11 protein-coding genes, 1 tRNA gene and 1 pseudogene are annotated in these 12,853 nt (G+C 71.1%); 6 read left to right on the forward strand and 7 right to left on the reverse strand.

Translation table 11 applies throughout. The features are described from left to right. Nucleotides 1–29 precede the first annotated feature (29 nt). A complete protein-coding gene (locus ACFU8V_RS09625) occupies nt 30–1,553 on the forward strand; it encodes an MFS transporter (protein ID WP_303709538.1) in 1,524 nt (507 codons plus the stop codon). 36 nt (nt 1,554–1,589) lie between these two features. On the opposite strand, the gene ACFU8V_RS09630 is transcribed toward ACFU8V_RS09625, so the two are convergent. Together ACFU8V_RS09630 and ACFU8V_RS09635 are read right to left on the reverse strand one after the other, a co-directional pair. Beyond that, nucleotides 1,590–2,123: a DUF1269 domain-containing protein gene (locus ACFU8V_RS09630; RefSeq protein WP_085606966.1), complete on the reverse strand. Its 534-nt coding sequence runs from the start codon at nt 2,121–2,123 to the stop codon at nt 1,590–1,592. A gap of 146 nt (nt 2,124–2,269) precedes the next feature. Beyond that, nucleotides 2,270–3,061, reverse strand: a complete 792-nt coding sequence (locus ACFU8V_RS09635; RefSeq protein WP_378870701.1) for a hypothetical protein — start codon at nt 3,059–3,061, stop codon at nt 2,270–2,272. 84 nt (nt 3,062–3,145) lie between these two features. On the opposite strand from ACFU8V_RS09635, the gene ACFU8V_RS09640 reads away from it, so the two are divergent. The 4 genes from ACFU8V_RS09640 to pepN all read left to right on the forward strand — a co-directional run bounded on the left by ACFU8V_RS09640 (nt 3,146) and on the right by pepN (nt 8,556). Continuing rightward, a complete protein-coding gene (locus ACFU8V_RS09640; protein ID WP_062634792.1) occupies nt 3,146–4,423 on the forward strand; it encodes an MFS transporter in 1,278 nt (425 codons plus the stop codon). A 9-nt stretch (nt 4,424–4,432) separates the two neighbouring features. Then, nucleotides 4,433–4,939, forward strand: coding sequence for a hypothetical protein (locus ACFU8V_RS09645; RefSeq protein ID WP_071328486.1), 507 nt, complete (start codon nt 4,433–4,435; stop codon nt 4,937–4,939). 73 nt (nt 4,940–5,012) lie between these two features. Then, nucleotides 5,013–6,023 (forward strand): DNA topoisomerase IB, encoded by a 1,011-nt coding sequence (locus ACFU8V_RS09650; RefSeq protein WP_303709021.1) that lies wholly within the window; start codon nt 5,013–5,015, stop codon nt 6,021–6,023. Nucleotides 6,024–6,072: 49 nt separating this feature from the next. Continuing rightward, complete coding sequence (gene pepN / locus ACFU8V_RS09655) at nt 6,073–8,556, forward strand: aminopeptidase N (protein ID WP_378870705.1); 2,484 nt, start codon at nt 6,073–6,075, stop codon at nt 8,554–8,556. 56 nt (nt 8,557–8,612) lie between these two features. Here the strand turns inward: pepN and ACFU8V_RS09660 are convergent, their stop codons facing one another. From ACFU8V_RS09660 to ACFU8V_RS09670, 3 genes are all read right to left on the reverse strand, one after another. Then, on the reverse strand, nt 8,613–9,500 hold the full coding sequence (locus tag ACFU8V_RS09660; protein WP_378870708.1) for a S1 family peptidase: 888 nt from the start codon (nt 9,498–9,500) through the stop codon (nt 8,613–8,615). A gap of 98 nt (nt 9,501–9,598) precedes the next feature. After that, on the reverse strand, nt 9,599–10,141 hold the full coding sequence (locus ACFU8V_RS09665) for a GNAT family N-acetyltransferase (RefSeq protein WP_274543239.1): 543 nt from the start codon (nt 10,139–10,141) through the stop codon (nt 9,599–9,601). After that, nucleotides 10,138–10,776, reverse strand: a complete 639-nt coding sequence (locus ACFU8V_RS09670; protein ID WP_025103300.1) for an MBL fold metallo-hydrolase — start codon at nt 10,774–10,776, stop codon at nt 10,138–10,140. The genes ACFU8V_RS09665 and ACFU8V_RS09670 overlap by 4 nt, the downstream gene beginning before the upstream one ends. Nucleotides 10,777–10,927: 151 nt before the next feature. On the opposite strand from ACFU8V_RS09670, the gene ACFU8V_RS09675 reads away from it, so the two are divergent. Continuing rightward, nucleotides 10,928–11,000, forward strand: a tRNA-Glu gene (locus ACFU8V_RS09675). Between the two features lie 137 nt (nt 11,001–11,137). On the opposite strand, the pseudogene ACFU8V_RS09680 reads toward ACFU8V_RS09675, so the two are convergent. Together ACFU8V_RS09680 and ACFU8V_RS09685 are read right to left on the reverse strand one after the other, a co-directional pair. Further along, nucleotides 11,138–12,301, reverse strand: a pseudogene (locus ACFU8V_RS09680) (MFS transporter); the annotation flags it as partial. Next, complete coding sequence (locus tag ACFU8V_RS09685) at nt 12,301–12,849, reverse strand: helix-turn-helix domain-containing protein (protein ID WP_303709027.1); 549 nt, start codon at nt 12,847–12,849, stop codon at nt 12,301–12,303. The gene ACFU8V_RS09685 and the pseudogene ACFU8V_RS09680, both read right to left, overlap by 1 nt. Nucleotides 12,850–12,853 lie beyond the last annotated feature (4 nt).

The following is a 12,853-nucleotide window of genomic DNA, read 5'->3' on the forward strand; positions in this document are numbered from 1 at the left end:
GGTCCGCGCGGACGCAGAAGGGAGTGGCGATGAGCAGCACACCGACCGCAGCGCGGACCGGAGGGGTGCTCGCGGCGACCTGCCTGTCGACCCTCGTGGTCAACGCCAACACGTCCGCCGTCAGCATCCTGCTTCCGGCGATCAGCGAGGACACCGGCATGTCCGTGACCGACCTGCAGTGGGCGGTCACCGGGTACTCCCTCGTCGGAGCGGCCGTCATCATCACGTCCGGCTCGCTCGGCGACGTGTTCGGTCGCCGACGCGTCTTCCAACTGGGCCTGCTCCTCTTCGTCGCCTCCTGCGTCCTCATCGCGCTGTCGCCGAACGGGGGGATGGTGATCGCGGGCCGGATGATCCAGGGCGCGGCGGGTGCGACGATCCTCGCCTGCGGCATGAGCCTGCTGTCGGTGGCGAACAGCGGTCAGGCACAGCTGCGCGCCGTCTCGCTGTGGGGGGCGGCGGCCGCGGTCGGTGCGGCGGCGGGACCGCTGCTGGGGGGCCTGCTGGTCGGGATCACCGGCTGGCAGGGCCTGTTCTGGGTGGATGCCGTCGTCGGCGTCGTGTGCATCGTCATCACCGCCGCCACGGTGTCCGAGTCCCGGGATGAGAACCGCTCGCACTCGATCGACTACGCCGGCACCGCCCTGGTCGCCCTCACCCTCGCTCCGATCATCCTCGCCATGAGCAAGGGGGCCGAGTGGGGCTGGGGCTCGCCGGCGACCCTCGGGTCCCTCGCCCTCGGGGTCGTCGCCGGCATCGCGTTCGTGCTCGTCGAGCGCCGGGTGAAGGTCCCGCTCCTGGATCTCGCCCTGCTGCGAAACCGGGTCCTGGTCGGCTCCACGGTCGCGATCCTGATCGGCGCCGGCACCGTGAACGCCCTGATGTACCTCCTGAGCCTGTACTTCCAAGACCCGGCGAGCCTCGGATTCAGTCCGCTCCAGGCGGGTCTGGCCACGTTGCCCGCCACGGTCGGCCTCGTCCTGGTCGCGCCCCTCGTGCCTCGCCTCGCCGCACGTCTGGGCGGCAGACAGGTCGTCGGCGCCGGATTCGCCATCTCCGCGGCGGGCTTCGCGGTCATCGGCTTCACCGGCGCCTCCTGGACGTACGCCGTCTTCGTCCTCCCGCTGATCGCCGTCGCGGTCGGCATGGGACTCTCGAACGGCCCTGCGTCGTCGGCGGCGACGGCGGCGGTGCCCGCGAATCAGGTCGGCGAGGCGTCCGGCGTCTCGAACATGGCGCGGTACATCGGCGCCGCCGTGGCCACGGCACTCGCGGCGTCGATCTACGGCTCGGTGATCGCGTCTCGGACCGCAGGCGGCGTCGACGCGTCCGACGCGCTGGCGGACGGTCTGGCGGCGACCTCGTGGGTGATGGCGGGATTCAGCCTCGCCGGCGTGCTGATGGCCGTCGTCATGGGGCGGCACCGTCCGGCGGAGGGAACCGTCGCGGATGCCGCCGCCGCGGCCGCGGCGATCAGCATCACCCTGCCGACCTCGGCGACGGCGTCCGGCGACGGGGAGCCAGCCGGGGGTCCGGCGGGCCGGGCACGCTGACGGCTCGCCGGGTCGGGATCCGGCGCGCCGACCCCGTCACTCGTACGCGCCGTCGACGGCGCTGTCGAGCTCGTCCTGATCGACGGAGAGCTCGCGCCGCGTCACCCGGGTCGCGTGGACCAGCAGCTCCTCGACCTCGGCCGCGTCGGCGGGGTCGACGACGAAGACGATGCCCGCGCTTCCTGCGTCCAGGGTCTCGCTGATGGCCTCGAGGTCTTTGGAGGGCGTCTTTCGGCCGATGTGCCCGGCGACGGCTCCGATACCGGCGCCGGCCCCTCCGGCGGCCACGACGGCCGTGCCCACGGCGACGGCGGGGAACAGCGCGAGCGCGAGCCCGCTCGCGAGTCCGATGGCCAGGCCCTTGCGGGCTCCGTGGCTCCTGCCGCCGTCATCGCGCTCGACGATCGTGAGCCTGCCGTCCAGCGCGCGGGCGATCACCGCCGCGTCGAGCGGCCCGTGTTCGTGCCTGTCATCCTCTCGGTAATGCGCGCGGATCGCGCCGAAGTCCTCGACGGCGCGCTCCTGGTCGGCGTACTGCGCCGCGACCGCGACATAGGTCTCGTCGGACATGGGTCACTCCTTCTCGTCAGCATCGACATCACGGGACCCGGCGGGTCGTCCCCGCGCTGGTCACGCGAAGCCTAGGACCGCGCGGGAGTCCGCGACATCCTCCCGATGAGGTGACGTCCGACGGGGGAGCACGGGGCCGCGAGGCGCTACTCGCACTCCCCGAGGAACCCGAGATAGCACACGGCCTCATGCGTGACGGCCGGCTCGGCATCGTCGTTCGAGACCTGGCGCGTCGCCGTCTCCGGCGTCCGGGTGAGGTGCCCGAAGTCGCCGAGGGAGGCCACGTACATCCCGTCCGCGTCCTCCGCGATCATCCGGTCGATCTCGGTACGGTGCTGCGCGCACAGGTCCGCGGACGCCGGGACGAGGTCGACCCCGGCGCATGCTCCCGCGTACTCGGCCTCCATGAGCCCGATGCAGTCCGTCCAGTCCTGGTCCACCGCGCACGGGCTCACGCCGTCGTCGGCGACGAGGTACTTACCGGTCTCGTACTCCTCGCTATGGAAGGTCTCGGGCTTCTCCGGTACGTCGATCTTGGTCCAGTGGCGTGCGGTCGCGAAGGCGAACACCGTCACGATCGCGGCGATCAGGAGCAGCGCGCCCACGATGCCCAGCGTCACCCAGAGTCCGACCCGGCTCTTCCGCTCCGGGCTCTCCGCGGGTGCGGGGGGCCACGGGTCGGCGGCGGGTGCCGGCGGGGGTGCCGCGGCGAAGGCCGGCGCGGCGGCGACGGGGAGCTCGTGTCCTCCGAGCGGTGCCGCCGCCGGGGCGGTCGGCGCCGGCGCCGTGGTCGCGAGGAAGTAGTCGTACCAGGCCCGGCTCGCCTGCTCGTCCGCGGCGACCTGCTGCGCCTCGGCATCGGTGAGCACGAGGCCCCAGGCCTCACGGGTCGGTGCGTGGAGCAGGGCGGAGCGGAAGTCTTCGAACGACACGGGCATGTTCGCAGAATATCGGCTTTGCTCCCGGGAGCCCGGCGGTCATCCGATGTCCGCGGCTCCTGGAACAATGACGAGGTGATCGGTATGAAGTCCTTCTGGAACGCGTTGCCCACCGAGGGACGCTGGCTGCTGTCGACCGTGGCGATCCAGACCCTCGGGCGGGGGATGACGCTGCCGTTCACGATCATCTACCTCCACGAGGTCCGCGGCTTCGACCTCGGGTTCTCCGGAGCGCTCATGAGCCTCATCGCGATCACGGGGCTCGTGGTCACGGGTCCCGGTGGCACGCTCATCGATCGCTTCGGCGCCCGGCGCGTGCTGATCGTGGGACTGCTGGCGATGATCGCGGGGTGCACGCTCCTCGCCTACGCCACGCATCCCGCCGTCGCGACCGTCGCGGTCGTGCTCATCGGGATCAACTTCGGGGTCTCCTGGCCCGGCTTCAACGCCCTCATCGCCTCGGTGGTCGACGGCGAGGTCCGTCAGCAGTACTTCGGCGTGAACTTCGCCCTCGTCAACCTCGGCATCGGCGTTGGCGGGATCATCGGCGGCTTCTTCGTCGACGTGACGGAGCCGTCGACGTTCACCACGATCTTCCTCATCGACGCGGCCACGAGCCTCATCCCGCTCGCTCTGCTCCTCGGCCCGCTCCGGCACGTGCGCACCCAGGCGGACCCGGACCCGGCCGTGACCACCGAGGGCGGTTACCGGGAGATCCTGCGGCGCCCTGCGGTGCTCTGGATGACGCTGCTGACCTTCTTCTCCGTCTTCATCGGCTACGGACAGATCGAGGCGGGCTTCCCCGCCTACGCCCGTCAGATCGCCCAGGTCTCGACCGCCGTCGTCGGCATCTCGTTCGCGGTGAACACGGCCGTCATCGTGCTGCTGCAGTTCGCCGTCCTCCGGCTCATCACCGGGCGCCGGCGCACCAGGGTCATGCAGGTCATGGCCCTCATCTGGGCCGTCTCCTGGGTCATGCTCGGCGCCGCGGGCCTGCTTCCCGACTCGGTCACGGCTGCGATCGCCGTCATCGCGTTCATGGGCGTGTTCGCCTTCGGGGAGACGATGATGCAGCCGACGATCCCGGCCATCTACAACGATCTCGCGACGGACCGCACCCGCGGGCGCTACAACGCCCTCAACTCCGCGGCCTTCCAGGGCGGTGCCATCCTCGGTCCGCTCGTCGCGGGCGTCCTCCTCGGCGTCGGCGTGAGCGGTTGGTTCATCGCGGTCATGGTCGCGGGCAGCCTCGCCGTCGGCGTGCTGGCGGTCGTACTGGAGCGGGTGCTCCCGGCAGCGGCCAACGGCAGCAGCGCCGAGGTCCATCGAACGGACGAGGTCGAACGGACGCCGCCGGTCTAGGCTCCGAGCATGGCCCTCGAACCGCTCTTCCTCCGTCTCGACCGGATCGCGGGTGGGCGGCAGGCCGGTGTGCTGATCAGCGACGCCGGTCGCACCCATCCGCGGACCGTCCGTGCCTTCACCTGGATCCTCTGGCTGCTCGTCGCCGAACTGGTGCTCGGGGTCGGCGCCGTGGTGGTCGCCCTGGTGCTCGCCGCCGACGGCGACAGCGTGCCGTTCGCCGTGTGGATGCGCACCCTCGTGGTGCTGGCGATGACGGCGACGCTGTTCTACTTCGCCTGGCGCGCGCGCCGCGGATGGCGTTGGGCCTACCTCCGGCTGCGGTTGTTCGCGCAGATCTTCCCCGTCATCACGCTCGTCATGGCGGCGATCCCCGGCCTCTACCCGGTCTGGATGGTCACCGAGCAGATCGTCTTCAGCCTGATCATGATCGGCATCGCGGACTTCCTCACCAGCGACCACATGCGGGCGGTCTTCGCGAAGGACGCCGACGCGGATAGCACGCCGGCGGGGTGAGACGCCACTCCCTTCCCGCCGAGACCGCGGTCACTCCACACTCGGAGGAGCTGCACGGCGGGAGGAGAGACGCATGGCGCGACTGGTGCGAGTGGTACCCGGCCAGGACCCGGGTTTCACACGGAAGCGGACGAGCTCGGGATTCCGGTACGTCGATCCGACGGGGGAGCCGGCGCCCGAGGCGGATCGCGAACGCATCAGCGACCTGGTGATCCCGCCGGCATGGCAGGACGTGTGGATCGCGGCCGACCCGCTCGCGCACATCCAGGCCGTCGGGATCGACACCGCCGGGCGCAAGCAATACCTGTATCACCCGCTCTGGCGGGTCTCCCGCGACCGTCGCAAGTTCGTCCGTGCGCTGGACCTCGCCGCAGCTCTGCCCAGCGCTCGGGCGCAGGTCACCAAGGCGCTCAAGGAGGACGGGCAGACGAAGGAGCGCGCCCTCGCGATCGCCTTCCGCCTCCTCGACGACGCCGCGCTGCGGATCGGTTCGGAACGCTACCTGGCGCGTCACGGCAGCCGTGGCCTGACCACGCTCCGCCGCCGCGATGTCCGCATCGACGGCGGCGACGTCGCCCTCTCCTTCCCGGCGAAGAGCGGACAGACTGCCGCGATCGAGATCACCGACGAATCCCTCGCCGAAGCCCTCACCGACTTCGCGAGCGGTGCCTCGACCGCCTTCCTCCTGGCGTACCGGAAAGGCCGGCGGCGGGTGAAGATCACGCCCGCCGAGGTCAACACGTACCTCAAGGAGGTGCTCGGGGCCAGCTTCTCGGCCAAGGACTTCCGGACGCTGCACGGCACGATCATCGCCGCAGACGCCCTCGCCCGCATCGGAGCCCTCGACCGCCGCGGTCAGCGGAACCAGGCCGAACGTCTCGCGGTGCAGGCGGCGGCGACCGCCCTCGGCAACACGACCGCGGTCGCCCGCAACAGCTACATCGATCCCCGTGTGTTCCGGCAGTACGGTCGGGGGCGGACGCTCGACCTCGACGTGACCCCCGAGACGGCGATCCGGCGACTGCTGGGTGGACCGGAGACGTCGCGGAAGGTCAACCGGCGAGGCACAGGGCGGCGCGGCTGAACGCGCCGACGCTCCCCGGTCGTCCCCGGGAAGATGCCAGGATGGGGGGATGCACACCGCGAACCTGACCCGTGAGGAGACCGCGGCGCGATCCGCTGCGATCACCCTGCACCGCATCCGCGTCGAGCTGGACCTGACCGGAGCCCCGGAGCGAGCGCGCACGGGCTTCCCGACCACGACCGTCCTGGAGTTCGATGCGACCGTCCAGAGCACGTGGCTGGACTTCATCGGCGAGGAGGTCGTCCGCGTCGAGGTGAACGGGGAGCAGCGGGACGTCGTCTACGACGGGGCGCGCCTGACGATCGACGGCCTCGCGGCCTCGAACGTCGTCCTGGTCGAGGCGGTCGGTGCCTACAGCCGGTCGGGGGAGGGTCTGCACCGGTTCCACGACCCGGCAGACGACCGCACCTACCTGTACACCCAGTACGAGCCCGCGGACTCCCGCCGGGTGATGGCCTGCTTCGAGCAGCCGGACATGAAGGCTGAGTACACCTTCGTCGTCGACGCGCCGTCCGGGTGGGAGGTGCTCTCGAACCAGTCGCCGGCTCACGTCGACCTCGGCGTCGGCGTGCAGCGGGTGCAGTTCGCCCCCACCCTGCCGATCTCGAGCTACATCACGGCGATCGCGGCCGGCCCCTATGCCCGCGTCGACGGGGAGTGGACCAGAGACGAGCAGCAGGTCGCCCTCGGGGTGTTCGTCCGCCGCTCGCTCGTCGATCACCTCGAGGCCGACGAGATCCTCGAGGTCACCCGGCAGGGGCTCGACTTCTTCACCGACGCCTTCGCCTATCCCTATCCGTGGGGCAAGTACGACCAGGTCTTCGTCCCTGAGTACAACCTCGGTGCGATGGAGAATCCCGGTCTGGTCACCTTCACGGAGGGCTACCTCTCGCGCGGCGCCGCCACCGAGGCGCAGCGGGCGAGCCGGGCCAACACGATCCTCCACGAGATGGCGCACATGTGGTTCGGCGACCTCGTCACGATGACGTGGTGGGACGACCTCTGGCTCAAGGAGTCGTTCGCCGACTACATGGGCTCGCACGCCTCGGCGGTGGCCACCCGGTTCCACGACGCGTGGGTGACGTTCGCCATGCGTCGCAAGGCCTGGGCCTATCAGCAGGATCAGCTCCCCACGACCCACCCCATCGTCGCCGACATCCCCGACCTCGAGGCCGCGAAGCTGAACTTCGACGGCATCACCTACGCCAAGGGCGCTTCGGTGCTGAAGCAGCTGGTCGCCTTCGTAGGCGACGAGGCGTTCTTCGAGGGGGCTCGCCGGTACTTCGCCGCCAACGCCTTCGGCAACACCACTCTCGACGACTTCCTCGTCGAGCTCAGCGCGGTCTCCGGCCGGGACATGACCGACTGGGCGGCCGCCTGGCTGCAGACGACGGGCGTCTCGACGATCTGGACGGAGACCGACGCCGACGGAGGACACCACCTCGTGCAGGACGACGTCCGTCCGCACCGCCTGCGGATCGGGCTGTACGACCGCGTGGATGGCCGCATCGTGCGGCGGGAGCAGCGGGAGCTGGACCTGATCGGGGAGCGCGTGGACATCGACCTCCCCGAGGCCGATCTCGTGCTGCTCAACGACGACGACCTCACCTATGCGAAGGCGCGCCTCGACGAGCGGTCCCTCCGCACCGTCGAGGAGTCGCTGTCCGACATCGAGGACCCGCTCGCCCGTGCGCTCGTGTGGTCGTCGCTCTGGAACGCCACCCGTGACGGCGAACTCGACGCGGCTCGCTTCGTCGCGATCGTGCGGGCGCACGCGCCGCGGGAGTCGAACGGCGGTCTGCTGGCCGCAGCGCTCCTCGACGCCGCTTTCGCGCTGCGGCATTTCGTCCGCGACGACCGACGCGACGCGGAGCAGCGCGCCTGGACCGAGGCCACGTGGTCGACGCTGCAGCAGGCGGACGCCGGCAGCGACGCCCAGCTCTCCTGGGCGCGCGCGCTGGCGGCGGCCTCGGCTTTCGATGACATCCATCACGCCGAGGTCCGTGCCCTGCTCGACGGCGATGTGCCCGAAGGGCTCGTCGTGGATCCCGACCTGCGCTGGCAGCTCCTCACGGCCCTCGTGTCGACCGGCCACGCCGATCTTGCGGACATCGCTGCGGAGGAGGAGCGGGACGACACCGGCGACGGACGCACCGCCGCCCGCCGCGCTCGCGCCTCCGTCCCCGACGCGGCGGTGCGCGCGGCCGCCTGGACGGCCGCGTGGGACGACCGGTCGCTCACCAACGACCACCTCGATGCCGAGATCGGGGGCTTCCGCGCCGGCGGCCGCCGCGAACTCATCGAGTCCTTCGACGAGGAGTACTTCGAGCGGATCGGGACCGCGTGGTCGGAGCGGAGCATCGAGATCGCTCGTCGCCTGGTGATCGGTCTGTTCCCCGCGCGGTCCTCGCTGGACCTGGTCGATGCCTGGCTGTCGGCCACCCCCGAGGCCCCGGCGGCGCTGCGACGACTCCTCATCGAGCAGCGCGACCACCTCGCGCGTGACCTGCGGGTGCGGGGCGCTCAGGGCTGACCGACAGCGATCCCGGCAGCGGTCAGCGCCTCAGGCTCTTCGCGATGGCCTTGCCCTCAGGGGACTCTGCCAGCGTGTCCCAGAGGTGCGGAGCTCAGCGACACGTACACCCCTGGCGCGCCCTGCTCGCCGCAGCCGTCCCCGTAGGACACGACGCCGATCTGGTAGGCGGTGTCGCGCGCCGGAGGTCGGCGGAAAAGCGGCCCGCCGCTGTCTCCCTGGCAGGAGTCCTTGCCGACGACGCCGGCACACATGTTCACTCCCGGGCGGAAGGAGTCGTAGCTGAGCTCGCACTCCTCCGTCGCGAGCATCGGCACCTGGACCTGACGGAGCCGGTCCGGGAAGTTCCCGAGAGCGGTGTCGGTGTTGCCCCAGCCGATGACCGTCGCCGACTGTCCAGGACGGAGGAGGGCGTCCGTCCCCTTGGTGGGCAGCTTCACGGGCACGATGCCCGAGACCGGGCGGTCGAGCGTCACGAAGGCGAGGTCGTAGGCCTCATCCCCCTGGAGGTACCGCGGGTGCACGACGACCGGGCCGCCGGCGTCCGCGCCGGCGAGACCGCGATCCTGACCCTGACTGCCGTCGGACAGCACGGTGCGGCCGACCGTCACCGTCACTCCGTCCACGTCGGGCACCGGGAGCCCGCTGAGGGGGTCGGCGCCCGTGACGCAATGCGCGGCGGTCATCACGACGCGCGGCGCCACCAGCGAGCCGCCACAGAAGGCCTCGCCGGCGAACTGGAGGGACGCCATGAACGGATAGGCGTCGTTCGGCACCGCCGTGCCTCCGATGATCCGCGAGCTGGCCCGTTCCTCGCGGTCGCCGGAATCGTCGTCCGCCCGTGCCGTCGCCGTCGTGCCGACGAGGCCGGACGCGACGAGGGCGACGCCGGCGAGGGCGAGCCCGATCCTCTTCCTGCTCTGGTGAACTCCGGTCATCATCATGAGGACTGTTCCTTTCGTGACAGGTAACACGTTACGAGCGCCCAGTACAGCATCCGGTCACGACCGGAGCAAGAGTGCCCCGGTATCCTGGCCCGCAGTCAGGAGGCGCGGCCGGCCGCGTCCTCCACGGTCATGCCCATCACGGTCCGCACGATCCATGGATGGGCGTGGTCATCGGCGATGTGGCTCATGCCGAGCTTCTCCGCCACGCCTCGTGACGCCTGGTTCTCGGGGTGGATGATGGCGGTGAGGAGTATCGGCGCGAACGTCTGCGCGACGAGGTCGACGCAGGCGCGCGCCGCCTCGGTCGCATAGCCGCGCCGCTGGCGGTCGGCGCGGACGTGATAGCCGACTTCGAGGACGGGGGAGTCGTTCACCGACTGCCAGGTGAGACCGCAGTCGCCGAGGAACTCCCCGTCGTGCGTCTCGATGATCCAGAGACCGTGGCCGTCCTCGCGGTAGCGCTGCTGCATGCGCGCGATCCACGCGGCGGCTTCGGTTCGCGACTTCGGCGCCGGGTAGTAGGCCATGACTTCCGGATCCCCGAGGAGCGCCGCCATCTCGTCGAGGTCGTCGGCGGTCATCTCCCGGAAGGCGAGCCGCGGCGTCGGGGCGGGCAGGAGGCGTCGCGGTGCGGTCACAGATCCACGGCGTCGCCGGGTTCGAGCACGAGGAACTCGCCGCCGCCCTGCTCGGTCGCCCACTGCAGCCGCTGGCGGTGCATGTTCTTGCCGATCACGGACAGGGTCATGTCGTGCGTGCCGAACGCGCGGCGGGGCTTCACGGCGAGCACGTAGTCGATGGCTTCCCCGATCTTGAGCCACGGGGCTCCGAGCGGCGCGGCGAGGGTGCCGACCTCGACGCCCTCGGGCACCGCATAGGAGTCGCCGGGGTAGTAGAACGTGTCGTTGACGAGCACGCCCACGTTGTCGATGGTCGGGATCGACGAGTGGATCACCGCGTGCGTGCCGCCGAAGAAGCGCAGGGTGAAGGCGCCGACCTCCACGGTGTCGCCGGGGGAGACGACGGTGACCTCGTAGCCCTCCGCCGCCTTCGCCACGCCCTCCGGCCCGAAGATGGGGGTGCCTGGGGCCGCGCGGAGGATCCGGTCGAGGTGCTCCGGCGTCCAGTGGTCGGGGTGCTCGTGCGTGAGCACGATGGCGACCAGTCCGCTGAGATCGTGCAGCGGGGCGGTGAAGGATCCGGGATCGATCAGGAGGGTGTCGTCGTTCTGGTCCAGGCGAAGGGTGGCATGTTCGAACTTGGTGACGCGCATGAGAAGAGTCAACTCCTTCCCGGGGTCTGCGGCAAACGGAAATCGGCGCGCCACGCCCGGGATCTCGGGTGAAGCGGCCTCGATTTGGCGCAGTGAGAATCGCCGTGGCATACTTGAACGGTTGTCGCGGAACGGAAAAGTTCCGCAAGACGGCCCCATCGTATAGCGGCCTAGTACGCCGCCCTCTCACGGCGGTAACGCGGGTTCGAATCCCGCTGGGGTCACACAACACGACGAAAGCCCTCCGGTTCTCCGGGGGGCTTTCGTCGTTCCCGAGCGTGCGCGTCAGTCGTCCGCGCAGCGACAGGGTCCGGAACGCGCGAGCCCGGAGCGGCACGAGCATGAGCGCCATCATCGCGCCACCGGCCACGACGAACGGCACCCAGAGGGCGGTGACGGTCGCGAGCGCGCCGAAGCCCGCCATCGCGAGCGGCATCAGGCAGTCGTCGCCGAGCCGGGTGAGGGAGCCCATCCGGCCGAGGAACGCGGTGTCCACCGTCGCGGCGAACGTCGCGCTCAGCAGCACGGAGGCGTATCCCGCGGTGGCGCCGACGACGGTGGCGGCGACGGCCACCGTCCAGACGGGGCCGAACCCGAGCGCGACGATGCCCGCTCCCTGGACGAGGAGAGCGCCGAATCCTCTCCGCGCCTCGTGGCGCGGCCGCCATCTCGCGACCGCGGCAGCGCCCACGGCGGCGCCGAGGCCGAGGAGGCCCTCGAACAGGCCGACCGCGGGAGCCCCCCAGCCTTCGGCGTGCGCCCGCAGGGCCAGGCCGATGCCGACGGCCGGGCCGACCGCGAGGTTGAGCCCGGAGAGGGCGATGACGAGCGTGCGCGTCGTGGGGTTCGCCCCGAGGTGCGCGAACGCCGCGCCGATCGCGCGCAGGGACGACGTGCGCGGGGCCCTGGCGAGCCGGAACCGCGGGCGCAGGCCGATCGCCAGGAATCCGACGACGAGGGCGAAGGTCACCGCGTTCGCCGATGCGCTCCCCGCGAGACCGGCCTGGGCGACGAGCAGGCCGCCCAGAGCGGCGCCCCCCATCGTGCCCAGGCGTGATGCCGTCTGGATGACAGCCGCATAGGAGGGGAGATCGTCGGTGCGTACCAGCTGTCGCCCGATGGTGCCGGCCGAGGGTTCGTAGAACGCGTCGCACACCCCGAACGCCATGGCGGCGGCGAGCAGGACGGGCACGGTGGGCGCGTGCGAGACCGTCCACACGGCGGCGGCGACGAGCACCCCCACGCGCACCGCGTTGCAGACCATCATCACCCGGCGGGCGTCGGCGCGATCCGCGATGACTCCTCCGAAGAGCAGGACCAGGGCGCGCGGAATCGTGCCGGCGGCGACGATGAGTCCGGCGAGGGCGGGGGAGGCGATCTGCACGGCCGTCCACGCCACCGCGATCGTCCACACGGCGTCGCCGGCATCGGACAGGGCCTTCACGCCGATCCACGCGTGCACCATCCGGTCGCGCCGGAACGCAGGAGGGGCCGAGAGCTCGAGGGGCGGGGTGAGTGCGGTCATCACGGTTCCGTGGGGAACGCGTGGGCGAAGAAGAACACGGGCGTGCGCTCCTGGCCGTCGTCCTCGTCGATCGATGCCTGCCAGTCCCGCAGCGCCTGCAGGACGCGTGCGGAGAGATCGCGCAGCTCGTCCGGGGTCGCCCAGGCGGTGGCCTCCGTGTTGGAGGCGTCGTAGTCCGCCACGGCGGGATCGCCTCGGCGGCGGTGCCAGCGCTGCAGACGGTCGATCTGCATACGGATGCCCTGCCGCTGTGCCTCCCGGGCGAGGAGCGCATCGCCGGGGGAGTCGGCGAAGTCCTCCACCGACCAGGTGAGGCCCCGCCGTGCGACCGTCCACCAGCTCGTGCGCCGATCGCCGGTCGGGTCGGGGGCACGCGCGACGATCCCGGCGCGCTCGAGCATCCGGAGGTGATGGCTGATGCTGCCGACCTGGCTGTCGAGCGCGCGGGCGATCGCCGTCACCTGCGACGTGCCGTAGAGCAGGAGGTGGTCGTAGATGCGACGTCGCAGCGGATGGTGCACGGCGGTGATCACGGAGATGTCTTCCACGCCC

The sequence above is a fragment of the Microbacterium sp. NPDC057658 genome (assembly GCF_042799975.1).
Taxonomy (GTDB): domain Bacteria; phylum Actinomycetota; class Actinomycetes; order Actinomycetales; family Microbacteriaceae; genus Microbacterium.